This is a genomic window from Streptomyces sp. A0592, from assembly GCF_004795115.1.
GTDB lineage: Bacteria > Actinomycetota > Actinomycetes > Streptomycetales > Streptomycetaceae > Streptomyces > Streptomyces erythrochromogenes.
Genome location: NZ_SSBM01000009.1, coordinates 117,445 through 141,393 on the forward strand (window position 1 = coordinate 117,445; position 23,949 = coordinate 141,393).

The following is a 23,949-nucleotide window of genomic DNA, read 5'->3' on the forward strand; positions in this document are numbered from 1 at the left end:
GCGGTTACCGTCTTGTCATGGAAGGCACCGCGCACGCCCCCGCAGACGACCTCTACTCGCCCTACGACCCCGCCGACACCGAGCGCTGGGCCGCCGAGCCCGACAAACGCCCCGGCCGCACCGCCTTCCAGCGCGACCGGGCCCGCGTGCTGCACTCCGCCGCTCTGCGCCGCCTCGCCGGGAAGACCCAGGTGGTCACGCCGGGCACCCGCTCCTACGACTGGGACGCCAGCCCCCGCACCCGCCTCACACACTCCCTCGAATGCGCGCAGGTCGGACGGGAGCTCGGCGCCGCGCTCGGCTGCGACCCCGACCTCGTCGAAGCCGCCTGCCTCTCCCACGACATGGGCCACCCGCCCTTCGGCCACAACGGCGAGGAGGCGCTCAACGAGTTCGCCAAGGACTGCGGCGGCTTCGAGGGCAACGCACAGTCGCTGCGCCTGCTGACGCGGCTGGAGCCCAAGCGGTTCGTGCCCGACCCGGCGACCGGGCAGCCGGTCAGCGTCGGCCTCAACCTCACCCGGGCCTGCCTGGACGCCGCCACCAAGTACCCGTGGGCCCGCGGCGGCCACCCGACCGACCCCGACTCGGTGAAGTTCGGGGCGTACGAGGACGACCTGCCGGTCTTCGAGTGGCTGCGCCTCGGCGCGCCCGCCGACCGCAAGTGCTTCGAGGCCCAGGTCATGGACTGGGCCGACGACGTCGCCTACTCCGTCCACGACTTCGAGGACGGCCTGCACGCCGGGCACCTCGACCCGAACCTCCTCTTCGCCGAGCCCGAGCGGGCGGCGATCTGGCAGGTCGCCATCGGCCGGTACGTCCCCGCCGACACCTCCCCCGACGAGCTGCGGGCCGCCCTCGACCGGCTGATGGAGCAGGAGTGGTGGCCGCACGGGTACGACGGTTCCGCCATCGCCCAGAGCCGCCTGAAGGACGCCACCAGCCAGCTGATCGGCCGCTTCTGCCTGGCCGCCGAAGGAGCCACCCGGGAGGCGTACGGCTCGGGCCGCCTCACCCGGTACGGCGCCGAACTGGTGGTCCCGCGGGACGCGCGCAACGAGTGCGCGGTCCTCAAGGCCGTCGCCGACCTGTACGTCATGCAGCGCGACGAGCAGGAGCGCATCCGGGCCGACCAGCGCATCGTCCTGGCCGAACTGGCCGAGGCGCTCAGCACCCGCGCCCCCGAGGGCCTGGACCCGCAGTTCCGGGCCATCTTCGACGCCGCCGCGGACGACAGGGCCAGGAAGCGGGCCGTCATCGATCAGATCGCGTGTCTCACCGACGCTTCCGCGCGTTCCCTGCACGCACGCCTCACCCGGCGCACCCGACGCGCCGAAGGGTGAGCCGATCGAGCCACTCCCCCTTCACGCGGCAGGCTCAGTGCGGGACGCTCGCATGTGGTCGCATGTGGCGTAGAGGTTATGAGGAGGCATCAGGTGGTCGACGCACACCGGACATTCGTCATCGTCGGCGCGGGGCTCGCCGGGGCGAAGGCGGCCGAAACGCTGAGGGCCGAGGGGTTCACGGGGCGGGTGATCCTGATCGGCGACGAGCGTGACCATCCGTACGAGCGCCCCCCGCTGTCCAAGGGCTACCTGACGGGCAAGGAGGAGCGCGAGAGCGTCTTCGTCCACGAGCCGTCCTGGTACGCGGCCTCCGACATCGAGCTGCACCTCGGCCAGCCGGCCGTGCACCTCGACCGGGAAGCCAAGAGGGTGGTCCTCGGGGACGGCACGGTCGTCCACTACGACAAGCTGCTGCTCGCCACCGGCGCCGAGCCGCGCCGCCTGGACATCCCCGGCACCGGACTGGCCGGCGTGCACCACCTGCGCCGGCTCGCGCACGCCGAGCGGCTCCGCCACGTCCTGGCGGGCCTCGGCCGGGACAACGGCCACCTGCTGATCGCGGGCGCCGGATGGATCGGGCTGGAGGTCGCCGCCGCGGCCCGCGGGTACGGCGCCGAGGTGACCGTCGTCGAACCGGAGGCCACCGCGCTGCACGCGGTGCTCGGCCCCGAGATCGGCCGGCTCTTCGGCGACCTGCACGCCGACCACGGGGTGCGCTTCCACTTCGGCGCCCGGCTGACCGAGATCATCGGCCAGGACGGCATGGTGCTGGCCGCCCGCACCGACGACGGCGAGGAGCACCCCGCGCACGCGGTGCTCGCCGCGATCGGGGCCGCGCCGCGGACGGCCCTCGCCGAGACCTCCGGACTGGCCCTGGTCGACCGGGAGCACGGCGGCGGGATCGCCGTGGACGCCTCCCTGTGCACCTCCGACCCGGACGTCTACGCGGTCGGCGACGTGGCGGCGGCCCACCACCCGGTGCTCGGCACCAGGCTGCGGGTCGAGCACTGGGCCAACGCGCTGAACGGCGGACCGGCCGCCGCCCGGGCGATGCTGGGGCACGACGTCGCCTACGACCGGGTGCCGTACTTCTTCTCGGACCAGTACGACGTGGGCCTGGAGTACTCGGGATACGCCCCGCCCGGCGGCTACGACCAGGTGTTGATCCGCGGCGACGCCGGCAAGCGGGAGTTCATCGCCTTCTGGCTCTCCGAGGGGCGCGTCCTCGCCGGAATGAACGTGAACGTGTGGGACGTCACCGAGCACATCCAGGCTCTGATCAGGTCAAAGGCGCCCGTGGACCGCGAGGCCCTTTCGGACCCATCGGTTCCGCTTGCCTCGCTGATCCCGGCGGAGGGGGCCTGACGGGTTTGTCCGCGCCCGGCCGTAGACTTCACGGGTGGCAGGACGGATCAATGACGACGACGTGAAGGCGGTACGGGACGCGGTCCCGATCGACGCCGTGGTCTCCGACTACCTCCAGCTGCGCAACGCGGGCGGAGGCAACCTCAAGGGCCTGTGCCCCTTCCACGACGAGAAGTCCCCTTCCTTCCAGGTGAGCCCCAGCAAGGGCCTCTACCACTGCTTCGGCTGCCAGGCGGGCGGGGACACCCTCGACTTCGTCATGAAGATCGACCACCTCTCCTTCTCGGAGGCGGTCGAGCGCCTGGCCGGCCTGGCCGGGATCACCCTGCGCTACGAGGAGGGCGGCTACACCGCCGGCACCAGCGGCCGCGGTGAGCGCATCCGGCTGGTCGAGGCACACCGGGAAGCCGCCCGGTTCTACGTCGACCAGCTGGACGGCCCCGAGGCCGAGATCGGCCGCAAGTTCCTGGCGGAGCGCGGCTTCGACCAGGCCGCGGCCGCCCACTTCGGCGTCGGCTACAGCCCGGCCGGGTGGGACCACCTGACCCGCTTCCTGCGCGGCAAGGGCTTCACCGACAAGGAGCTGATCACCTCCGGGCTCGCCCAGGACAGTCGCAGCGGCAAGCCGATCGACCGCTTCCGCGGCCGGCTGATGTGGCCGATCCGCGACACCAGCGGCGAAGTCGTCGGCTTCGGCGCGCGCAAGCTGCGCGACGACGACAACGGGCCGAAGTACCTGAACACCCCCGAGACGGCGATCTACAAGAAGTCCCAGGTGCTCTACGGCATCGACCTGGCCAAGAAGGAGATCGCCAAGACCTCCCGGGCCGTGGTCGTCGAGGGCTACACGGACGTGATGGCCTGCCACCTGGCCGGCGTCACCACCGCCATCGCGACCTGTGGCACCTCCTTCGGCGGTGACCACATCAAGATCCTCCGCCGCCTGCTGATGGACAACGCCACCGCCGAGGTGATCTTCACCTTCGACGGCGACGCGGCCGGGCAGAAGGCGGCTCTGCGGGCCTTCGAGGACGACCAGAAGTTCGCGGCCGAAACCTCGATCACCATCGCCCCCGGCGGGATGGATCCCTGCGACCTGCGCCTCGCGCAGGGCGACGCGGCCGTCGCCGGCCTGGTGGAGGCCCGCACCCCGCTGTTCGAGTTCGCACTGCGGCACATCGTCTCCCGGCACAACCTGGAGAACCCGGCGGGACGGGCGGCCGCGCTGGCCGAGGCCGCTCCGGTCGTCGCGAGCATCAAGGACCTGTCGATCCAGCACGAGTCGGCGGTCCAGCTGGCGGGCATGCTGGGCATCCTCGACGAGCAGTTCGTCGTCAAGCGGGTGGCGCAGCTCGCACGATGGGCGCGCGAGCGCGGCAACCAGCCGCAGCAGCAGGGCCGGGGCCGCACCCAGCAGTCGGCCCCCGCGCCGACGCCGCCGCCGGCCGGCGGCGGCGGCCCCGCCCTCAACCTGCGCAGCCCCGCGCACCGCACCGAGCGCGAACTGCTCAAGCTGGCGCTCCAGCGTCCCGCCCTGGTCTCCCCCGCGTTCGACGCGTACGGGATCGACGAGTTCACCGCCCCGCCCTACGCCGCGGTCCGCCAGGCCATCCAGGACGCGGGCGGCGCCTCGCAGGCCGACGACGGCTACCTGGCCCGCGTGCGCGACGCCGCGCCGAACGACACCGTCCGCGCGATGGTCACCGAGCTGGCGGTGGAAGCCATCCACGCCAAGACCGTGGACGAGGTCTACGCAGGGGTCCAGCTCGTCCAGGTCCGCCTGCGTGCCGTCGACCGCCGGGTACTGGAGGTCCAGGGCACCATGACCCGCCTGGGTCCGCAGGCCCCGCCGGAACAGCACACCGCCGTCCAGGAAGAGCTGTGGGTGCTCCAGCAGTACGGTCAGCGCCTGCGCAACCGCGGGGCGGAAGGGCTCTAGCCCGTCCCTTCCGGACCCTGCCCGACCCGCCCTACCCCAAGGGGTGCCGGGACGGCTCGGCGGAACGGTTGAACCAGTCGCCCCCGGCTATCTCCGCCCCCCTCTCCCGCAGGTCGCGGGCGATCAGCGGGGACGCCAGGTAGACCCAGGCGCGCACCGCGGTGCCGTCGGGGCGCAGGGCCTCACGGGCGAACCGGTCGTAGACGTTCCCCGGCCGCCCCGGGCCCTCGTACTCCTCCAGCCGGTCGAGCTCGGCCAGCAGCTCCCGGTACGTGCCGGGCTCCGCCGTGATCAGCTCCCCGACGACGGCGGTGCCCGGCCGGTGGACCGCGTAGGGATAGCCCGGGCCGTCGTAGAGGACCGCGTCCGGCAGGGTTGCGGGCTCCTCGGAGGCCGTGCGGCCGCGGAGGAACAGGCCGTGGTTGACCTCACCGGGGCGCAGGGTCCCGTACACGAAGAACGGCAGCTCGGCGGTGGTCATCTCGTGGGGCCGTTCGACCGATGTCACGGAGCCCTCCCTCGGGTATGGCGCAGCGCTCCGCGGCCGGGCCGAAAGTCCCGACTTCGCTGCGTGCCACCACCGTACGCACCGCTGTTACACAACGTCCCGCTGCCCGTGACCCGGGCCGTTTAGCGTCGGACCACACCCCCCTCCGACCTCACGGTTCTACGTCCATGACCCCTTCGTGCCGCCGCTTCGCCGCCGTCCTGCTGTGCCTGTGCGCACTGGCCGCCGGCGGCTGTTGCGCACCCGACGGGGGGCTCGGGGTTGGAACGCCCGCGCCCCCCGTGTCCCCTCAGCCGCATCCCGAACCACTCTGGCCGGCCTGGACCTCGGCGCCGGGCGCCGCGGTGGGACGTCAGGAGCCGGCGCCGACGCCTTTGAAGAACGCCCCCGCGCCGGGCCCCGACGGACTCCTCGGGGTGGACCCGGCGCAGGTCGCGCGCGCCTGCCCGCGCATGCGCCCGTACCTCGGCAGGGGCTCCATCCAGGAGCCGGGACGGGCCGGTATGCGTCCGCCCGTCCACCGGGACCTGACCGGTGACGGGAGGCCGGAGCTGATCGTCGCGGCCGACACGGCGACGGGCCGCTCGGCGCTGAGCGTCTACGCGGTGGCCGGGGACAGCATCGTCTCCGTCCTGTTCACCATCGGACGGCAGCTGGCCGCCGAGACCATCGGCAACGACCTGCTGGTCCGCATCGCCGCCGACGACGGCTCGGAGCAGGCCGTCCGCTACCACTGGGACGGGCACCGGATGACGGTCGTCAACGACGAGCGGCGCTTCCGCAAGTCCGGCCCCGACTGCGACGCCGAGGGGACCGGGGCGGCCCGGCACCCGACCGACGGAGGGGTGAAGTCCCCGTGAGGCGGCTCCCGGCGTCCTGGCGCAGGCTGTCGCAGGCCCTCGGCCTGCGCTGGAAGATCGCCGTGCTGCTGGCCGTCGGCTGCTCGCTGGTCGCGGTCGCCATCGGGTTCCTGATCCACGGGGCGCGCGCCCGCCAGATCGGCGAGGCGGCACGGGCGGGCGCCACCGCCCAGCTGATCACCGTACGGAAGGTGTACGAGCTGACGGGCCGGCTCGACCGCGACTACGTCGGCGAGGCCGACGCCCGGATCGACTGCCCGCAGCTGCCCGACGCGCTGCGGACGGCGGCGCTCGACGGGCAGCGCACCACCTACCTCGACATGTCCGGGCCGGACCCGGCCGTCTGGGCGGCCCGCCCGATCGGGGGCAGACACGTGCTGTCCGTACGCCTCTCGCTGGGCGACGAGCGTGCCGAGCTCGCCGAACTGGACCGGCATCTGGTGGCGTACGGGGCTTCGGTCGTGGCGCTCGCGGCGCTGGGCGGGGCGCTGCTGGCCAGCCGGCTGAGCAGGGACCTGCGGACGGCGGCCGAGACGGCTCGCCGGATCAGCGCGGGTGACCTGGACGCGCGCATCGGCCCGTCGGGGCGGCCGGGGGCGCGGGACGAGGTCGCCGAACTGTCCTCGGCGGTCGACACGATGGCGGCCAGTCTGCAGCAGCGGCTGGAGGCGGAGCAGCGATTCACCGCGGACGTGGCGCACGAGCTGCGCACACCGCTGACCGGGCTGCACACCGCGGCCGAGCTGCTGCCTCCGGGACGGCCGACGGAGCTGGTCCGGGACCGGGTCGCGGCGCTGCGGACGCTGACCGAGGACCTGCTGGAGGTGGCCCGGCTCGACGCGAACCGGGAGGAGCCGCAGTGGGAGGCGCTCCCGCTGGGGCCGCTGGTGGAGTCGATCACGCGCCGGTCGGGGGTGGCCGCGGAGGTCCTCGGGGCGTGGGAGCCGGCTCGCGTGCGCACGGACGTACGGCGGCTGGAGCGGATCCTGGCGAACCTGCTGGCCAACGCCCGGCGGCACGGCGGGGATCCGGTCCTGGTGGCGGTGTCGGGGACGGCCGTGACGGTGCGGGACGCGGGGCCCGGATTCCCGGACCAGCTGCTGCGGGAGGGGCCGCAGCGGTTCCTGACGGGAGCGCCCGAGCGCGGGCAGGGCACGGGGCTGGGTCTGACGATCGCCCTCGGGCAGGCGCAGGTCATCGGTGCTCGGGTCAGGCTCGCCAACCCGCGTGCCGGGGGTGCGGCGGCCACGGTGACGCTCCCGCCGGCCTGACGCGGCGCCCCGGCGGCCGTCGCGGCCCGGCGGCCGTCGTGGCCGGGCGGCCGTCCGGGGCATCCGGTCACCCGGACGGCGCGGGTGGCCCGGATGGCTCCACACTCGGCGTGACCTGCGCGGACGAACCGCGGCAGGCCGTGACACGGCATACCTGACGGGACATCAGCAGGCGCGTTCCGAGCGGGCCGGGTTTCCTCGGATACACGACCCCGTGTCTTCAGGGAGAGTCCCATGCGCCGACGTACCGCACACGTGCTGACCGCGACCGCGTTGACCGCCGTCGCGTTCACCGGCCCGGTCGCCGGCGCGGTCGCCGCCGCGGACCTCGGCATGGTGGGCTTCGCACCTGGGGACTTCGCCGCACTGGAGGTCTGGCCGAAGTCGGCCGCCCCCGGCGCGACCGTCACCGTGAACACCACCGCCTGCGGCCCGGGCAGCCACGCCGACGGCGATGCCACCACGGTCGGCGGCGGCCGGTTCAAGCTGGTCCCGGGCACCCACAAGGAGGTGGTCGTGGGCCAGTTCCAGGTGGCCCGCGGCACCCGGCCCGGCACCTACGGCATCGGCGCGACCTGCGCGAACGGCAAGTTCGCGACCGGCGATCTGGTGGTCACCGAACGCGGCCCGCAGGGCCACGTCAACTCCGGGGTGGGCGGTGGCACGACCACCACGACCGACCCCGCCAAGATCGCGGCGGGAGCGGCCGTACTGGCCGCGACCGCCGTAGGCGGTACCTGGCTCCTGCGTCGCCGGGCGAGCGGCACGCGGAGCTGACGGACGCCCACCGCGGCTGCTGCCGCGGTCCGACCGGTACCGTCCCCCGTCGCCCGCCCCGCGAGGTCCCCCCGTTCGCGGGGCCGGGCGACGGCCAGTCACCTCGGACGAGAGGCGGAGGGGTTCTCCATGGCCGGCGACTTCCGCCCGACCGCCCGCCACGGGGGACTCGTCGCGCTCGCCGCCTGCATCGGCATCTGGCTCGTGACCAGCGGTTCCCGGGAGCCGGTGGGGCCACCGCTGCCCTCCCCCGCCGAGGCCCTGACCGCCGCCGGGGTCGTCGGCCCCGGCATCGCCCCACTCCCCGGCTCGCCGCCCGGCAGGATCAGGATCCCCTCCATCCGGGTGGACGCCCCGCTGGTCGGGCTCGGGCTGGACCGGGGCGGCCACCTCGAAGTGCCCCCGCCCGACCGGCGGGACCTCGCCGGCTGGTACCGCGAGGGCACCACCCCGGGCGCCACCGGCACCGCCGTGATCGCCGGGCACGTGGACGACTCCGCCGGGCCGGGGGTCTTCTACCACCTGGGCGCGCTGCGCCGGGGGACCGCGATCGAGGTCACGCGCGCGGACGGGCGTACGGCCGTGTTCACGGTCCACGCGGTCGAGGTCCACGACGCCAAGACCTTCCCCGACACCCGCGTGTACGGCCCTTCGCCGCGCGCCGAGCTACGGGTGATCACCTGCGGCGGCGGGTTCTCACCGCGTACGGGCTACCGAGGCAACGTCGTCGTCTTCGCCCACCTCACCGGGACGTACTGAACGGCGCCGGCCGGTCAGCCCCACTGCTCCAGGCCGAGCTTGACCACCAGTGCGCCGACGACGGTCAGCAGCACCCCGCGGACGAAGCCGCTGCCCTTCTGGAGCGCCATCCGGGCACCGATCATGCCGCCGGCCAGGTTGAACACCGCCATCAGCGCGGCCAGCTGCCACAGCACCATGCCCTGGTAGGCGAACATCGCGAGCGCCCCCGCGTTGGTGCAGCAGTTGACGATCTTGGCGGTGGCGGAGGCGGTGACCAGGTCGAGGTGGAGCAGGGCCGTGAGTGCGAGCACCAGGAAGGTGCCGGTGCCGGGCCCGATGAGGCCGTCGTAGAAGCCGATGCCGAGGCCGGCGAGCCCGATGGCCAGCAGCACCCGGGCGCGGCTGACGGGCGAGGTGGAGGGGGCGGTGCCGAAGCCGGGCCGGAAGAGCACGAACCCGGCGACGACCACGAGCACCACCATGATCATCGGACGGAGGGCGTCCTTGCTGATGCCGCCGGCGAGCGCGGCGCCACCCATCGATCCCGCGAGCGCCGCCAGGCCGATGCGGACGGCCAGCTTCACGTCCACCGGGGCCTTGCGGACATACGTCACGGCCGCACCGGCGGTGCCGACGATCGCCACCGCCTTGTTGGTGCCGAGGACGGTTGCGGGGTGCGCGTTGGGCAGGCCCAGCAGGAGCGCGGGCAGGAGCAGCAGGCCGCCGCCGCCCACCACCGCGTCGATCCAGCCCGCCGCGGCAGCCGCCACGCACAGCACGATGATCATGGTCGTTGATATGTCAGGCACGAACCGACCCTATGGAGACGTTGGGTGCAGTGACCATTCAATTCGCGGAAACTTGCGCAAAGGTTGAGCTTTGCCGGGCCGGAACCCGGTCCGGAGCCACCGGAGCGGCCGGGTCCACGACCGCCGTGAGCACGGTGGCGGCCAGCACGCTGGCCGCCCCCAGCCCCGCCGCGAGCCGTCCGGCCGGGGGTACGAGGGCCAGCGCGGCCAGCGCGGCCCGCACCGGCGAGGGTCTGCGGGGCTTGCGGTGCCGGGCGGCCGCCGCCGGGACCTGTACCGGGGCCGGGGCCGGGGCCGGGACGCCGACGGGCACGGACAGGGCGACGTGCAGCGGGTGACGCATGGGCGGGAACTCCTCGGGGACGCGGGGGCCATGGATGCGGGGGGGGGACGGCGGGGGACGGGGGTGCGCGGACCGGGCACACCGGCGCGGCTCAGAAGCTGAAGCACTCCGAGTGGATCCGCCCGGCCGGCACCCCGGCCCGCAGCAGCGCACCCCGGGTCGCCTCGGCCATCCCCGGCGGCCCGCACAGGTAGACGTCGTGCTCGGCGAGGTCGGGCACCAGCGCGGTCAGCGCCTGCGGGGCCAGCGGGTCGTAGGCGGCGCCCGACGGACCGAGCAGGTAGTGCAGCCCGGCCCGCCGCTCGGCGGCGATGGCCTCCAGCTCGACCCGCAGCACCAGGTGCTCCTCGGCGCCGGCCCGGTAGAGCAGGGTGATGTCCCCGGGACCGCCCGGCAGCGTCTCGAACAGGGCCCGCATCGGGGTGATCCCGACCCCGCCCGCGATCAGCAGCACCTTGCTCCGGGTCCGCCGGGCCGCGGTCAGCGCCCCGAACGGCCCGGTGGCGAGGACCCGCGTACCGGGACGCAGCCGGCGGATGCGGCGGGAGTGGCCGCCGAGCCCCTTCACGGTGATCCGCAGCGTGTCCCCGCGGACCGGCGCGGACAGCGAAAACGGCAGCGCGGCCGCCCACAGCCCCCGCTGCAGGAACCGCCAGCGCAGGAACTGGCCCGGCTCCGCGCGCAGCTCCGCCAGGTGCTCGCCCCGGACGACGACGGAGACGACCCCGGGCCCCTCGAAGCGGACCTCCGCCACCCGCAGCGCGTGCCGCAGGGCCTGCCGTACGGGCACCACGGCCCGGTACCAGACCAGCAGTACGGCGACCACGGTGTGGGCGAGCGCCCAGAACCAGGCCGCCGCAGCGAGGTCGGGCCCGGCGAGCTGGTGCCCGAAGCCGAGCGCGGCGGCGAGGTATACGAGCAGGTGCACCCCGCGCCAGGTTTCGTACGACATCCGGCGGCGTACGGCCCGGGCGGAGGTCGCACCGACCGCGGCCAGGAGGACGGTCCCGGCCGCGGCGGCGGCTATGGCGGGGTAGCCGAGCAGCTCCCGGACGGCACGGACCAGGTCGGCTCCCGTGTGCACGGCGTACCCCAGCAGGGCGAAGAGTCCGTGCCCGAAGCAGAGGAGCAGGACATGGCGGCCGCCGAACGCGTGCCAGCGGGCGAGCCGGTCGGCGCCGACCCCGTGCTCGACCGCGGGCACCCGGGCCATCAGGAAGAGCAGCACCAGCACCCCGTAACCGGCGAGCAGACCGGTCAGGTGCGCGGCGGTGGCGAAGAGCGCGTCGGGCCGCGCCGAGGGCCGGACCTGCACCGCCCAGAGCAGGACCACCACCCCCGCCCCGCCCAGGATCCCGCTCCTGACCCGCACCGCCGCATCTCGCATGCGGATCACGCTAAGGGCCCCCGGAGCGGCCGCGATGACCTTTAAGGCGGCCTTGAGGAAGGCCTCACCGACCCTTAAACCGGGCGCTGAGGTCGGCGTTCCGTCCGGGTAACAGGAGCGATGCGGCGGGGAAACAGCGGCCGCGCACCCTCATGGCATGACCTCGGAAAAGCGTGTGGTGGTGATCGGCGGCGGCCTCGCGGGCCTGCGGCTCGCGGACCGGCTGGGCCCGGCCGCGGCGGTGACCGTCCTCGGCGAGGAGTCCCGCGTCCCGTACAACAGGGTCCTGCTCGCCGAGGTCCTGGCCGGCCGGTACGCGCCGGAGGTGACCGCCCTCCCGGCCCCCGGCCCGGCGCTGCGGCGCGGGGTCCGGGCCGTGCGCGTCGACCGGGCGGAGCGGGCCGTGCACTGCGACGACGGCACGGTGGCCCCGTACGACACGCTGGTGCTGGCCACCGGTTCGAACGCGGTGCTCCCGCCGCTGCGCGGGCTGTTCGAGCCGGAAGGACGGGATCTCCCGGACGGGGTCCACGCCTTCCGCACGATGGACGACTGCCTGGCCCTCTCGGCGGCGGTACGCCCCGGAGTGCGGGCCGTGGTCATCGGCGGCGGCCTGCTGGGCGTCTCGGCCGCCCGGGCACTCGCCGCGCGCGGGGCGGTGGTGGTCCTGGCCCAGCAGGGCGAGCGCCTGATGGAACGCCACCTGGACGCCGACGCCTCGGCCCTGCTGGCGACCCACCTGACCGAGCTCGGTGTGGAGATCCACACGGAATGCCGGGTCCGCGGCCTGACGACGACCGCTTCAGCCCCGTCGGCGTTCGAGGCGCGGGGGTCCGGCGGAGCCCGCGGCAACGGCGCCGCACCCGGGCAGCGGCGGGTCACCGGCGTCGAACTCGCCGACGGCTACCGGCTGGAGGCCGACGTCGTCGTCCTCGCGTGCGGCGTACGCCCCCGCACCGGCCTCGCCAAGGCCGCCGGCCTGGACGTCCGCACCGGCATCGTGGTCGACGACCACCTGCGCACCAGCGACCCCCGCATCCACGCCATCGGTGACTGCGCCGAGCACGCCGGGCAGGTGTACGGCCTGGCCGGCGCCGCCCTGGAGCAGGCCGATGCCCTCGCCGCGGTCCTCACCGGGGCTCCCGCGCCGTACACCGGCACCCGCGCCCTGACCCGCCTCACCCTCGGCGGATCCGGCAACGGCTCCCTCGACCTCGCCGCCTTCGGCGAGACCACCCCCCGCCCCGGCGACGACGTGGTCCGCCTCGCCGACGCCACCCGGCGGACCTACCGCAAGGTCGTCCTGCGCGGCGACCTCCTCGTGGGCGGGGTGCTGCTCGGCGAGCTCTCCACGGTGGGCGCCCTCGCCCGCACCTGGGAGGGCGGGGAACCACCGCACGACCTGTTCCACCTGCTCACCGACGACGGAGGCCACTGACATGACCGAGCCCTCGCCCACGATCGTGCTCATCGGGCACGGCATGGTCGGCCAGCGCTACCTCGAAGCGCTCGCCGAGCGCGGGATCACCGCCACGCACCGGATCACCGTGCTCTGCGAGGAGCCCCGGCCCGCCTACGACCGCGTGCACCTGACCTCGTACTTCTCCGGCAGCACCCCCGAGGACCTGTCCATGACGCCCGCCGGGTTCATGGACGAGCACGGCATCTCCCTCCACCTCGACGACCCGGCCGAGCACATCGACCGGGCCGCCCGCACCGTCACCTCCCGCTCGGGGCGGGTGTTCCCGTACGACGTGCTGGTCCTGGCCACCGGCAGCTACCCCTTCGTGCCTCCCGTCCCCGGCAAGGACGCCCCCGGCTGCTTCGTCTACCGCACCATCGAGGACCTCCTCGCCATCGAGGAGTACGCCAAGGACAAGACCACCGGCGCGGTCGTCGGCGGCGGACTCCTCGGGCTGGAGGCCGCCGGCGCCCTCCAGGGACTCGGCCTCGCCGCCCGCATCGTCGAGTTCGCCCCTCGCCTGATGCCCGTCCAGGTCGACGAGGGCGGCGGCGCGGCCCTGCTGCGCACCATCGAGTCCATGGGCCTCACCGTCCACACCGGTGTCGGCACCCAGGAGGTCGTCACCGGCGAGGACGGCCGGGTCAGCGGGATGCGGCTCTCCGACGGCTCGACCGTCGACACCGAGCTCGTCGTCTTCTCCGCCGGCGTCCGCCCCCGCGACCAACTGGCCCGCGACGCCGGACTGGACGTCGGTGAGCGCGGCGGTATCGCGGTCGACGCCCGCTGCCTGACCTCCGACCCGCACGTCTACGCCATCGGCGAGTGCGCCCTCGCCGTCGACGGCCGCGTGTACGGGCTGGTCGCCCCCGGCTACGAGATGGCCGAGACCGCCGCCGACGACCTGCTGGGCCGCGAGAAGCAGTTCACCGGAGCCGACCTCTCCACCAAGCTGAAGCTGCTCGGCGTGGACGTGGCCTCCTTCGGCGACGCCCACGGCACCACCCCCGGCAGCCTCGACGTCGTCTGGTCCGACTCCCGCTCCGGCGTCTACAAGAAGCTGGTGGTCTCCCCCGACGGCGTCCTCCTCGGCGGGGTCCTGGTCGGCGACGCCGACTCCTACGGCCTGCTGCGCCCGCTCACCGGCAGCGTCCCGCCCGTCGCACCCGAGCAGCTGGTCCTGCCCGCGGGCGTCGGGGCGCCCGTCGCGCTCGGCCCGTCCGCCCTCCCCGACCACGCGGTGATCTGCTCCTGCCACAACGTCACGAAGAAGGTCATCACCGCCTGCTCCACCCTGCCCGAGGTCAAGAAGTGCACCAAGGCGGGCACCGGCTGCGGCTCCTGCGTCAAGGTGATCGGGCAACTGCTCCCGGCCGCCGCCGACAAGGGGCTGTGCGGCTGCTTCCCGTACACCCGCGCCGAGCTCTACGAGATCGTCCGCACCCGCCGGCTCACCTCGTACGACGAGATCCTCGACGGCCACGGCCGCCCCGAGGCCCGCGGCGGCGACGGCTGCGAGGTCTGCAAGCCGGCCGTCGGCTCGATCATCGCCTCGCTCGCGGCCACCCTCGGCGCAAGCGGCTACGTCCTGGACGGGGAGCAGGCCGCCCTGCAGGACACCAACGACCACTTCCTCGCGAACATGCAGCGCAACGGCTCGTACTCGGTCGTGCCGCGGATTCCCGGCGGTGAGATCACCCCCGACAAGCTGATCGTGATCGGCGAGGTGGCCCGCGACTTCGGCCTCTACACGAAGATCACCGGCGGGCAGCGCATCGACCTGTTCGGCGCGAGCGTGGACCAGCTCCCGCGGATCTGGGCGCGGCTCGTCGACGCCGGCTTCGAGTCCGGGCACGCCTACGGGAAGGCCCTGCGGACGGTGAAGTCCTGCGTGGGGCAGACCTGGTGCCGCTACGGCGTTCAGGACAGCGTGCGGATGGCCATCGACCTGGAGCTGCGCTACCGGGGGCTGCGCGCCCCGCACAAGCTCAAGTCGGCGGTGTCCGGCTGCGCCCGCGAGTGCGCGGAGGCGCAGAGCAAGGACTTCGGGGTCATCGCGACGGCGAGCGGCTGGAACCTCTACGTGGGCGGCAACGGCGGCGCCACCCCGCGCCACGCCGACCTCCTCGCCCAGGACCTGTCGGACGCGGAACTGATCCGGCTGATCGACCGGTTCCTGATGTTCTACGTCCGCACCGCCGACCGGCTGGAGCGGACCTCCACCTGGCTGGAGCGGCTGGAGGGCGGCCTGGACCACCTGCGGGACGTGGTCGTGCACGACTCGCTGGGGCTGTGCGCGGAGCTGGAGTCCCTGATGGCCGACCACGTGGCGCACTACCGGGACGAATGGGCCGAGACGCTCCAGGACCCGGAGCGGCTGCGCAGGTTCGTGTCCTTCGTGAACGCGCCCGGCGCCCCCGACCCGACCGTGAAGTTCGTCCCCGAGCGTGACCAGGTCAAGCCCGACCTGGCCGTCCTGACCATAGGAGGTGCCGTCCGATGACCGTGGAACTGCAAGTGGCGCAGGGCTGGCTGACGGTGTGCGAGCTCTCGGCGCTCGTCCCCGGGCGCGGGGTCGCGGCGCTGCTGCCCGACGGGAGCCAGGCCGCGGTGTTCGTCGACCGGGCGGGCCGGGCGTACGCCATCGGCAACCAGGACCCCTTCACCGGCGCGCAGGTGCTCTCGCGCGGCCTGGTGGGGGCGGCGGCGGGCCGGCCCTTCGTGGCCTCTCCGCTGCTCAAGCAGCGCTTCGACCTGGAGACGGGGCGCTGCCTGGACGACGAGGAGGTGGTGGTCCGCACCTACCCGGTGCGGACCGCCGCGACCTCCTGACCGCCAGGGGTGAGCCGGCCGGTCAGTCCTGCTTCTGGATCACGGCCGGGTCCATCCACATGATCTCCCAGGTGTGGCCGTCGAGGTCGTCGAAGGCACGGCCGTACATGACGCCGTGGTCCTGGGCCGGGCGGGGTTCGGTGGCTCCGGCCGCCACGGCCCCGTCCACCAGCTCGTCGACGGCGGCGCGGCTCTCGGCGCTCAGACAGAGCAGGACCTCGGACGTCTTCGTGGCGTCCGCGATCTCCTTGTGCGTGAAGTCCTTGTAGCGGGCCTCGGTCAGGAGCATCGCGACGATGGTGTCGCTGATGACCATCGAGGCGCAGTTCTCGTCGGTGAACTGGGCGTTGAAGGAGTAGCCCAGCTTGCCCCAGAAGGCCTTGCTGGCGTCCAGGTCCTTGACGGGCAGGTTGACGAAGATCATGGTCGCGGACATCGGGGTCCCTCTCTCTTGCTGCTCGGTACTCGGCGCTCGGTCGGTGCTTTCGAGAGGTAGACCGCGGGGCCGCGGGAAACTCATCGCTGCTCGCGAAGTTTTCTGAGTTTTTCTTCCGGGCCGACGAAAGCGCAGGTCAGGCCGCCGAGCGCAGCTCCAGCGCCGCAAGGGGGACGAAGCCGGTGGTGCCCTCGCCCCGCAGGTCGGCGTCCGGGCCGGCGAGGCGCCGGTGGAGCGTCAGCGCGATCCGCTCGCCCTGGGCCTTGGCCCGGTCGGCGTTCGGCCCGCTGTGCAGTCCGTCGATCGTCGCGTGCCACAGCTGCACCCAGCGGCCGAAGTCTGCGGCCGTCAGGGCGCGCACCGAGTGCAGCGCGGCGTGCGGGGCGAAGGCGTTGCGCCGGTACGGGGCGGTGCGGAAGAGGGCCCGCTCCCAGAAGTCGGTGATCCGGGGCAGGTGGACGTCCAGGTCCGTGCCCGCGATGCGGGTGAAGAACGGGCCGATCCGCGGGTCGGCGAAGGCGGCCGTGTAGAAGCGCCGCAGCACGACGTCGAGGTCGGCGCGGCCCGAGATGTCGGCGGCGAAGCGGTTCATGCCTCCACGGTCCTCCTCCGCACGGCGCCTTCCCAGGGCACAAGGTCCCGCCATGGGCCAATTCTCGCCACCGTGTGCGGACACGTCCTAAACCCCGATGGCCGAGACAGGCCGGAACTGGTCGGTGTGATCCGCCGGGCGCACCGCGGCGCCGGCGCCGGATTCCGGGAGTCTTCGCGGACGCGGCGCTGTGCGAACGCCGTCGGCCGCGCGGAGACCCGGCCCACGGGAATCCGGCCGCGGCGCCACGGCGGAGGCCGGGAAGTCCTTCGGGAAAGAAAGCCCGGGCGTCCCCGTCCCGGAAATCCGCGCCGAAGGATTGAACGCCGACCGGTCGCTCGGGCGTAATGAGGATTTGGCGCCACGTCAACTGGCGTCTCCTAGGTTCCTCGACGCGTGCGACCCCGCGTCCGACCGGCCGCGGGGCCTTCCTCCCACAGGAGTGACCGTGGAACGTCGTACCTTCCTGCGCGGCGCAGTGATCGGTTCGTCGGCCGCCGCCTTCGGCGGCACGTTGATGCACGGGGCGGCCTACGCGGCCCCCGCCCAGCCCGGCGCCGGCCCCTACGGGGCGCTCGGCGCGGCAGACTCCAACGGCATCATGCTCCCGAGCGGTTTCACCAGCCGGGTGATCGCCCGCTCGGGCCAGACCGTCAGCGGTACCTCGTACACCTGGCACAGCGCCCCCGACGGCGGCGCCTGCTACACCGACGGCTCGGGCTGGATCTACGTGTCCAACTCGGAGATCAACCCCTCCGGCGGCGCGAGCGCGGTGAAGTTCAACTCCTCCGGCACCGTCACCGGCGCCTACCGGATCCTCTCGGGCACCCGGCAGAACTGCGCGGGCGGGAAGACCCCGTGGAACACCTGGCTGTCCTGCGAGGAGGTCGACCGCGGCTTCGTCTACGAGACCGACCCGTACGGCGTGAACGCGGCCGTCCAGCGCCCGGCGATGGGCCGCTTCAAGCACGAGGCGGCCGCGGCGGACCCGGTCCGGCAGGTGATCTACCTGACGGAGGACGAGAGCAGCGGCTGCTTCTACCGCTTCATCCCCACCACCTGGGGCAACCTCTCCTCCGGCACCCTGCAGGTCCTCAAGGCGGGAACGGCCACCTCCGGCTCCTTCACCTGGCAGAACGTCCCGGACCCGGACGGCTCCCCGACGGCGACCCGCAGCCAGGTCTCCGGCTCCAAGAAGTTCAACGGCGGCGAGGGCTGCCACTACGCCAACGACACCGTCTGGTTCACCACCAAGGGCGACAACCGGGTCTGGCAGCTCAACCTCACGAACAGCACGTACGAGCTGGCCTACGACGACTCGCTCGTCCCCGGCGGCGCCGCCCCGCTGACCGGCGTCGACAACGTCACCGGCTCCTCGTACGGCGACCTTTACGTCGCGGAGGACGGCGGCAACATGGAGATCTGCGTGATCACCCCGGACGACGTGGTGGCGCCCTTCCTGCGGATCACCGGACAGTCCTCCTCGGAGATCACCGGCCCGGCCTTCTCGCCCGCCGGCAACCGGCTCTACTTCTCCAGCCAGCGCGGCACGAGCGGCAGCTCCTCCGGTGGCATCACCTACGAGGTGACGGGCCCGTTCCGCACCTGACGGGCGCTCCCGGCGGCCCCCGGCCCTTCCCGGGCCGGGGGCCGCCGACGTGTCACGAGGCCACGGCCCCGCCCTTGAGGAGCGCGGCTCCCAGCGGGGTGACGGTGTGCAGGACCGCGTTGCCGCGGCGCAGGGTGGTGACCAGGCCCGCCTCGCGCATCACGCAGGCGTGCTGGCTCGCGGAGGCCAGCGAGACACCGGCCCGGCGGGCCAGCTCGCTGGTGGTGGCGCCGTCCCCTATCGCCCGCAGCACGACCGAGCGGGTGTGCCCGACCAGCTTGCCCAGGGTGCGCTGGCGCTGCTCCTCCGCGGGCCGGGTGGCCTCGCCGCCGCCGGGTGCGGATGCCAGCTGCGCGGCGGCCGGGTAGACCAGCACCGGTGGCAGCTCCGGGTCGTGCAGCGTCACCGCCGTGCGCCGGCAGAAGAAGGACGGCTGGAGCAGCAGCCCGCGCCCCCGCAGCCGCACGTCGCGGTCCACGGGATAGTCGCACTCCAGCACCGGGGCCCGCCAGCGCAGCATGGGCGGCAGCGAGGCCAGCAGCTCGTCGGCGCCGCCGTCGAGCAACGCGCGGCCGCGTGCCGCCCGTTCGGCTTCTATCTGGGCCTGTATGTGGGTCCAGTACGGCTCCACGGCGGCCCGGTGGTAGGCGCGCAGCTCGCCCATCAGCCTCGGGAGCTGCTTCGTCCCGCCCTCCATGAAGTCCCGCAGCCGCGGTGTCGTGGGCGCTCCCGCGCCCAGCAGCTGGAGCTCGCGGCGCATGCGCTCGGGACGGATCCCGCGCAGCGCGTCGAGGCCCACGTCCCACCCGTACTGCCCCTCCACAGGGGTCAGAAAATCGGGGAAATAACCGCGACTCGGTATGAGCATACCGAGCGTGCGTGTTTCACTATTCAACCTGCTCCGGGTTTCCGTACGCCATTCACCGAACAACCGGGCGTCACGCCGGTCTCTTAAGCGGTGAAAGCTGAGAATCGTTTCCCACAACGCATCGGGACGCCCTGCCATCCGTACGCGTGCCAGGTCCACTCCAGTGAAATGGATACGCAGCACCGAACCCCCACCTGTGCAACCGCAATCCCCCCGCCCCATGAGTATGCACGCCGTCACACGTGGTCACCACGCCCTTTCGGCCACAGTTGAAACCCCTTTCGGCAGGGGCGTGACAACCGAAATCCTGTACTCCGCCGGGCACACTCCGGTGCGACCGAAACGCTCCGCGAAGGCCGTGGGGGGCTTTGCGGGGCCTGGCGGTCGGTCGCACTGGGAAGCGCCGACGTGCCCGGCAGAATGACAGCGGCGGTGGACGGGTGGGGATCCGTCCACCGCCTGCTGGCGTAAAGACTTGTTGAACAAAAAAATTGAGGCGCGCCCGCCCCCGGGCAGTCAGGGAACCCGGGGACAGGCGCGGTCTATGGGGCCCCTGTGGGGGCCGGCGGGTCAGCGGCTGTCGCTGCCCTTCGCCTCGGCGGCCGCACGACCGGCCTCCAGGCGCGCCACCGGAATCCGGAAGGGCGAGCAGGAGACGTAGTCGAGGCCGACCTCGTGGAAGAAGTGGACGGACTCGGGGTCACCGCCGTGCTCGCCGCAGACGCCGAGCTTGAGGTCGGGACGGGTGGCCCGGCCCAGCTTGGCCGCGTGCCGGACCAGCGAACCGACGCCGTCCTTGTCGATGGTCTCGAAGGGCGAGACCCCGAAGATGCCCTTCTCCAGGTACGCGGTGAAGAAGCTGGCCTCGACGTCGTCGCGGGAGAAGCCCCACACCGTCTGGGTCAGGTCGTTCGTACCGAAGGAGAAGAACTGCGCGGCCTCGGCGATCTGGTCGGCGGTCAGCGCGGCGCGCGGCAGCTCGATCATGGTGCCGATGGAGAGCTTGAGGGTGGTGCCGGTGGCGGCCTCGACCTCGGCGATGACCGCGTCGGCCTCCTCGCGGACGATCTCCAGCTCCTGGACGGTGCCCACGAGCGGGATCATGATCTCGACGCGGGGGTCGCCCTTGGCGTTCTTGCGCTCGGCCGCGGCCTCGGCGATCGCCCGGACCTGCATGGCGAACAGGCCGGGGATGACCAGGCCCAGGCGGACACCGCGCAGACCCAGCATCGGGTTCTGCTCGTGCAGCTTGTGGACGGCCTGGAGCAGGCGCAGGTCGTTCTCGTTGGCGTCCTTGCGGGACTCGGCGAGGGCGACGCGCACCGACAGCTCGGTGATGTCGGGCAGGAACTCGTGCAGCGGCGGGTCGAGCAGGCGGACGGTGACGGGAAGGCCGTCCATCGCCTCGAACAGCTCGGTGAAGTCCTTCTTCTGGAGCGGCAGCAGGGCACTGAGTGCCTCGTCGCGCTCGCCGTCGGTGTCGGCGAGGATCAGGCGCTCGACCATCTCGCGGCGCTCACCGAGGAACATGTGCTCGGTGCGGCACAGGCCGATGCCCTGGGCGCCGAAGCGGCGGGCGCGCAGCGCGTCCTCGGCGTTGTCGGCGTTGGCGCGGACCCGCAGGCGGCGGACACGGTCCGCGTAGGCCATGATCCGGTGCACGGCGGCGACGAGCTCGTCGGCGTCGTCGGCTCCGGCGTGCATGCGGCCCTCGAAGTACTCGACGACCGGGGACGGTACGACGGGTACCTCACCGAGGTAGACCTTGCCGGTGGAGCCGTCGATGGAGACGACGTCGCCCTCTTCGATGACCGTGTCGCCGACCGTCATGCGGCGGCGCTTGGTGTCGACGTCGAGCTCCTCGGCGCCGCAGACGCAGGTCTTGCCCATGCCGCGGGCGACGACGGCCGCGTGGGAGGTCTTGCCGCCGCGCGAGGTCAGGATGCCCTCGGAGGCGATCATGCCGTCCAGGTCGTCGGGGTTGGTCTCGCGGCGGATCAGGATGACCTTCTCGCCGGAGCGGGACCACTTGACGGCCGTGTAGGAGTCGAAGACGGCCTTGCCGACCGCCGCGCCCGGGGAGGCGGCGATGCCGCGGCCGAGCAGGGTGGTCTTGGCGCCCTCGTCGAAGCGCGGGAACATCAGCTGGGCCAGCTGGTGGCCGCTGACGCGCTGGAGGGCCTCGGCCTCGTCGATCAGGCCCTGGTCGACGAGCTGGGTGGCGATGCGGAAGGCGGCGCCGGCGGTGCGCTTGCCGACCCGGGTCTGGAGCATCCACAGCTGGCCGCGCTCGATCGTGAACTCGATGTCGCAGAGATCCTTGTAGTGGGTCTCCAGCGTCGTCATGATCGTCATGAGCTGGTCGTACGAGGCCTTGTCGATGGACTCCAGGTCCGCGAGCGGCACGGTGTTGCGGATGCCCGCGACGACGTCCTCGCCCTGGGCGTTCTGCAGGTAGTCGCCGTAGACGCCCGCGTGGCCGCTGGCGGGGTCGCGGGTGAAGGCGACGCCGGTGCCGGAGTCGGGGCCCAGGTTGCCGAAGACCATGGAGCAGATGTTGACCGCGGTGCCCAGGTCGCTGGGGATGCGCTCCTGGCGGCGGTAGAGCTTGGCGCGGTCGGTGTTCCACGAGTTGAAGACGGCCTCGACGGCGAGGTCCATCTGCTCGCGGGCGTCCTGCGGGAACTCGCGGCCGGCCTCCTTCGCCACGATCTTCTTGAAGACCTTGACGAGCTTCTTCAGGTCGGCAGCGTCGAGGTCGGTGTCGACCGTGACCTTCTTGGCGGCCTTGGCCTCGTCGAGGGCGTCCTCGAAGAGCTCGCCCTCGACGCCGAGGACGGTCTTGCCGAACATCTGGATGAGGCGGCGGTAGGAGTCCCACGCGAAGCGCTCGTCACCGGCCTGGGAGGCGAGGCCGGTGACCGACTCGTCGGAGAGGCCGATGTTCAGGACGGTGTCCATCATGCCGGGCATCGAGAACTTGGCGCCGGAACGCACGGAGACCAGCAGCGGGTCGTCCGACTGTCCGAGCTTCTTGCCCATCTTCGACTCGAGGGCCGCAAGGTGGGCGCTGACCTCGTCGCGCAGCGCGGCCGGGGCCGTGCCGCTGTCGAGGTAGACCTTGCAGGCCTCGGTGGTGATGGTGAAGCCGGGAGGGACCGGCAGACCCAGGTTGGTCATCTCGGCGAGGTTGGCTCCCTTGCCGCCGAGAAGGTCCTTGAGGTCGCGGTTGCCCTCGGTGAAGTCGTAGACGAACTTCTGATCTTTGTTTTCCGACACGGGTCTCGACTCCTCGAGGCTCGGTGGCTGCCCTGACGGCCAGGAACATACCCAGATCGAAGGCTTCTGGGTACGTCCACTTGGCCGTCATACGGCTGTAACCACCCGTGCGCCAGCAGATCGAAAGTAACTCAAGGGTAACCAGAAAGCACCAAGAGCGTTCAGATCCCGAAGGGTGAGGGGGCTCCTGAGGCTTGTTTACGCTCGAATGAGCGATCATCGATACATTTGCGTTCAAGTCTTGAACGAACAAAGGGTGGCACCCAGTGCCACCCTTTGAAAGTCTTATCCACGACTTAGCTGCTCATCTGAGCGAAACCTCTCCCATGCGTGGCGTATATCACGCACCACGGAGGGCGATTTGTCAGCCTCCGGAGGTGTCCAGTTCCGCGTCCTCGCTCACGCCCGCGCAGTCGTACGGGTCCTTCAGCCAGCCGTCGGGCAGGACAACTCGGTTGTTTCCGGACGTCCGGCCGCGCGGGCCGTCGGCGCTCTCCGGCCACGCTTGATCCAGATCGAGCTCGCTCAGATGAGCGTTCAACTCGGCCAGCGACGAGGTGACCGCGAGCTTCTTGCGCATCTCGGAACCGACCGAGAAGCCCTTGAGGTACCAAGCGACGTGCTTACGGAAGTCGATCACGCCGCGCGTCTCGTCGCCGATCCACTCCCCCAGCAGCTGGGCGTGTCGGTGCATGGTCTGCGCGACCTCGCGCAGCGTGGGCTTGTGGAAGTCCTCGGGGCGCCCCTCGAAGGCCGCCACCAGGTCGTTGAACAGCCACGGCCGCCCCAGGCAGCCGCGGCCCACGACCACGCCGTCGCAGCCGGTCTCGCGGACCATGCGCAGCGCGTCCTCGGCGCACCAGATGTCGCCGTTGCCGAGGACCGGTATCTCCGGCACGTGCTCCTTGAGCCGCGCGATGGCGTCCCAGTCGGCGGTGCCGCCGTAGTGCTGTGCGGTGGTCCGCCCGTGCAGGGCGATGGCGGTGACCCCCTCCTCGACGGCGATGCGGCCGGCGTCGAGGTAGGTGAGGTGGTCGTCGTTGATGCCCTTGCGCATCTTCATGGTCACCGGCAGGTCGCCGGCCCCGGCGACGGCCTCGCGCAGGATCGCGCGCAGCAGGTTGCGCTTGTACGGCAGCGCGGAGCCGCCACCCTTGCGGGTGACCTTGGGGACGGGGCAGCCGAAGTTGAGGTCGATGTGGTCGGCGCGGTCCTCCTCGACGATCATGCGGACCGCCTTGCCCACCGTCGCCGGGTCGACCCCGTACAGCTGAATCGACCGGGGCTTCTCGGTCTCGTCGAAGTGGATCAGCTGCATGGTCTTCTCGTTGCGCTCGACCAGGGCGCGGGTCGTGATCATCTCGCTCACGAACAGCCCCTTGCCGCCCGAGAACTCCCGGCAGAGGGTACGGAACGGGGCATTGGTGATGCCGGCCATGGGCGCGAGCACCACGGGGGGCTGCACGGTGTGCGGGCCGATCGCGAGAGGCGGGGGGAGCGTGGTCATCCGCCCATTGTCCCGCAT

At 72.5% G+C, this 23,949-nt stretch carries 20 protein-coding genes; 11 read left to right on the top strand and 9 right to left on the bottom strand.

Annotation, left to right across the window (positions count from 1 at the left end):
- The first annotated feature begins 17 nt into the window (after positions 1 to 17).
- The 3 genes from E6U81_RS15820 (at position 18) to dnaG (ending at position 4,650) form a co-directional block, all read left to right on the top strand.
- Positions 18 to 1,343, top strand: coding sequence for a deoxyguanosinetriphosphate triphosphohydrolase (locus E6U81_RS15820; protein ID WP_136230716.1), 1,326 nt, complete (start codon positions 18 to 20; stop codon positions 1,341 to 1,343).
- Positions 1,344 to 1,436: 93 nt separating this feature from the next.
- Entirely contained in the window at positions 1,437 to 2,711 is a 1,275-nt protein-coding gene (locus E6U81_RS15825) for an FAD-dependent oxidoreductase (RefSeq protein WP_031145826.1), read from the top strand.
- A 34-nt stretch (positions 2,712 to 2,745) separates the two neighbouring features.
- Positions 2,746 to 4,650 (top strand): DNA primase, encoded by a 1,905-nt coding sequence (gene dnaG, locus E6U81_RS15830; protein ID WP_136230717.1) that lies wholly within the window; start codon positions 2,746 to 2,748, stop codon positions 4,648 to 4,650.
- A 31-nt stretch (positions 4,651 to 4,681) separates the two neighbouring features.
- Here dnaG and E6U81_RS15835 read toward each other — a convergent pair whose 3' ends face one another.
- Positions 4,682 to 5,131: a gamma-glutamylcyclotransferase family protein gene (locus E6U81_RS15835; RefSeq protein WP_136230825.1), complete on the bottom strand. Its 450-nt coding sequence runs from the start codon at positions 5,129 to 5,131 to the stop codon at positions 4,682 to 4,684.
- Between the two features lie 371 nt (positions 5,132 to 5,502).
- Between E6U81_RS15835 and E6U81_RS15840 the strand changes: the two genes are divergently transcribed.
- The 4 genes from E6U81_RS15840 to E6U81_RS15855 all read left to right on the top strand — a co-directional run bounded on the left by E6U81_RS15840 (position 5,503) and on the right by E6U81_RS15855 (position 8,825).
- Positions 5,503 to 6,018, top strand: a complete 516-nt coding sequence (locus E6U81_RS15840; protein WP_206309943.1) for a hypothetical protein — start codon at positions 5,503 to 5,505, stop codon at positions 6,016 to 6,018.
- Positions 6,015 to 7,289, top strand: a complete 1,275-nt coding sequence (locus E6U81_RS15845; protein WP_240803836.1) for a HAMP domain-containing sensor histidine kinase — start codon at positions 6,015 to 6,017, stop codon at positions 7,287 to 7,289. The genes E6U81_RS15840 and E6U81_RS15845 overlap by 4 nt, the downstream gene beginning before the upstream one ends.
- Before the next feature lie 234 nt (positions 7,290 to 7,523).
- Entirely contained in the window at positions 7,524 to 8,066 is a 543-nt protein-coding gene (locus tag E6U81_RS15850) for a hypothetical protein (protein WP_063834909.1), read from the top strand.
- Between the two features lie 129 nt (positions 8,067 to 8,195).
- Positions 8,196 to 8,825, top strand: a complete 630-nt coding sequence (locus E6U81_RS15855; RefSeq protein ID WP_136230718.1) for a class F sortase — start codon at positions 8,196 to 8,198, stop codon at positions 8,823 to 8,825.
- 14 nt (positions 8,826 to 8,839) lie between these two features.
- On the opposite strand, the gene E6U81_RS15860 is transcribed toward E6U81_RS15855, so the two are convergent.
- The 3 genes from E6U81_RS15860 to E6U81_RS15870 all read right to left on the bottom strand — a co-directional run bounded on the left by E6U81_RS15860 (position 8,840) and on the right by E6U81_RS15870 (position 11,346).
- Positions 8,840 to 9,616 (bottom strand): TSUP family transporter, encoded by a 777-nt coding sequence (locus tag E6U81_RS15860; RefSeq protein ID WP_136230719.1) that lies wholly within the window; start codon positions 9,614 to 9,616, stop codon positions 8,840 to 8,842.
- Between the two features lie 37 nt (positions 9,617 to 9,653).
- Positions 9,654 to 9,959 (bottom strand): hypothetical protein, encoded by a 306-nt coding sequence (locus E6U81_RS15865; protein WP_136230720.1) that lies wholly within the window; start codon positions 9,957 to 9,959, stop codon positions 9,654 to 9,656.
- A 91-nt stretch (positions 9,960 to 10,050) separates the two neighbouring features.
- A complete protein-coding gene (locus E6U81_RS15870; RefSeq protein WP_136230721.1) occupies positions 10,051 to 11,346 on the bottom strand; it encodes a ferredoxin reductase family protein in 1,296 nt (431 codons plus the stop codon).
- A 157-nt stretch (positions 11,347 to 11,503) separates the two neighbouring features.
- On the opposite strand from E6U81_RS15870, the gene E6U81_RS15875 reads away from it, so the two are divergent.
- From E6U81_RS15875 to nirD, 3 genes are read left to right on the top strand one after another with little or no spacing between them, the layout of a single operon-like run.
- Positions 11,504 to 12,784, top strand: a complete 1,281-nt coding sequence (locus E6U81_RS15875) for an FAD-dependent oxidoreductase (RefSeq protein WP_136230722.1) — start codon at positions 11,504 to 11,506, stop codon at positions 12,782 to 12,784.
- 1 nt (position 12,785) lies between these two features.
- Positions 12,786 to 15,311, top strand: coding sequence for a nitrite reductase large subunit NirB (gene nirB, locus E6U81_RS15880; protein ID WP_136230723.1), 2,526 nt, complete (start codon positions 12,786 to 12,788; stop codon positions 15,309 to 15,311).
- The gene (nirD, locus tag E6U81_RS15885) at positions 15,308 to 15,640 is read left to right on the top strand and encodes a nitrite reductase small subunit NirD (RefSeq protein ID WP_030761150.1); all 333 of its coding nucleotides are present in this window, start codon (positions 15,308 to 15,310) and stop codon (positions 15,638 to 15,640) included. The genes nirB and nirD overlap by 4 nt, the downstream gene beginning before the upstream one ends.
- 22 nt (positions 15,641 to 15,662) lie before the next feature.
- Here the strand turns inward: nirD and E6U81_RS15890 are convergent, their stop codons facing one another.
- Positions 15,663 to 16,076: a VOC family protein gene (locus tag E6U81_RS15890; RefSeq protein WP_136230724.1), complete on the bottom strand. Its 414-nt coding sequence runs from the start codon at positions 16,074 to 16,076 to the stop codon at positions 15,663 to 15,665.
- A gap of 136 nt (positions 16,077 to 16,212) precedes the next feature.
- Positions 16,213 to 16,668 (bottom strand): group III truncated hemoglobin, encoded by a 456-nt coding sequence (locus E6U81_RS15895; protein ID WP_136230725.1) that lies wholly within the window; start codon positions 16,666 to 16,668, stop codon positions 16,213 to 16,215.
- A 448-nt stretch (positions 16,669 to 17,116) separates the two neighbouring features.
- On the opposite strand from E6U81_RS15895, the gene E6U81_RS15900 reads away from it, so the two are divergent.
- Positions 17,117 to 18,277, top strand: coding sequence for an alkaline phosphatase PhoX (locus tag E6U81_RS15900; protein WP_136230726.1), 1,161 nt, complete (start codon positions 17,117 to 17,119; stop codon positions 18,275 to 18,277).
- A gap of 52 nt (positions 18,278 to 18,329) precedes the next feature.
- Here E6U81_RS15900 and E6U81_RS15905 read toward each other — a convergent pair whose 3' ends face one another.
- The 3 genes from E6U81_RS15905 to dusB form a co-directional block, all read right to left on the bottom strand.
- The gene (locus E6U81_RS15905; RefSeq protein WP_136230727.1) at positions 18,330 to 19,328 is read right to left on the bottom strand and encodes a helix-turn-helix domain-containing protein; all 999 of its coding nucleotides are present in this window, start codon (positions 19,326 to 19,328) and stop codon (positions 18,330 to 18,332) included.
- A 387-nt stretch (positions 19,329 to 19,715) separates the two neighbouring features.
- Positions 19,716 to 22,424, bottom strand: coding sequence for a pyruvate, phosphate dikinase (gene ppdK / locus E6U81_RS15910; protein ID WP_136230728.1), 2,709 nt, complete (start codon positions 22,422 to 22,424; stop codon positions 19,716 to 19,718).
- A gap of 364 nt (positions 22,425 to 22,788) precedes the next feature.
- Entirely contained in the window at positions 22,789 to 23,931 is a 1,143-nt protein-coding gene (gene dusB / locus E6U81_RS15915; RefSeq protein WP_240803837.1) for a tRNA dihydrouridine synthase DusB, read from the bottom strand.
- Positions 23,932 to 23,949: the final 18 nt, after the last annotated feature.

Bases quoted from the DNA above. Each gene is read 5' to 3' on its own strand.
- E6U81_RS15855 (WP_136230718.1), top strand. From the start codon at position 8,196: ATGGCCGGCGACTTCCGCCCGACCGCCCGCCACGGGGGACTCGTCGCG.
- nirD (WP_030761150.1), top strand. From the start codon at position 15,308: ATGACCGTGGAACTGCAAGTGGCGCAGGGCTGGCTGACGGTGTGCGAG.
- E6U81_RS15895 (WP_136230725.1), bottom strand. From the start codon at position 16,668: ATGAACCGCTTCGCCGCCGACATCTCGGGCCGCGCCGACCTCGACGTC.
- E6U81_RS15875 (WP_136230722.1), top strand. From the start codon at position 11,504: ATGACCTCGGAAAAGCGTGTGGTGGTGATCGGCGGCGGCCTCGCGGGC.
- nirB (WP_136230723.1), top strand. From the start codon at position 12,786: ATGACCGAGCCCTCGCCCACGATCGTGCTCATCGGGCACGGCATGGTC.
- E6U81_RS15820 (WP_136230716.1), top strand. From the start codon at position 18: ATGGAAGGCACCGCGCACGCCCCCGCAGACGACCTCTACTCGCCCTAC.
- E6U81_RS15850 (WP_063834909.1), top strand. From the start codon at position 7,524: ATGCGCCGACGTACCGCACACGTGCTGACCGCGACCGCGTTGACCGCC.
- E6U81_RS15870 (WP_136230721.1), bottom strand. From the start codon at position 11,346: ATGCGAGATGCGGCGGTGCGGGTCAGGAGCGGGATCCTGGGCGGGGCG.
- E6U81_RS15865 (WP_136230720.1), bottom strand. From the start codon at position 9,959: ATGCGTCACCCGCTGCACGTCGCCCTGTCCGTGCCCGTCGGCGTCCCG.
- E6U81_RS15835 (WP_136230825.1), bottom strand. From the start codon at position 5,131: ATGACCACCGCCGAGCTGCCGTTCTTCGTGTACGGGACCCTGCGCCCC.
- dusB (WP_240803837.1), bottom strand. From the start codon at position 23,931: ATGACCACGCTCCCCCCGCCTCTCGCGATCGGCCCGCACACCGTGCAG.
- E6U81_RS15890 (WP_136230724.1), bottom strand. From the start codon at position 16,076: ATGTCCGCGACCATGATCTTCGTCAACCTGCCCGTCAAGGACCTGGAC.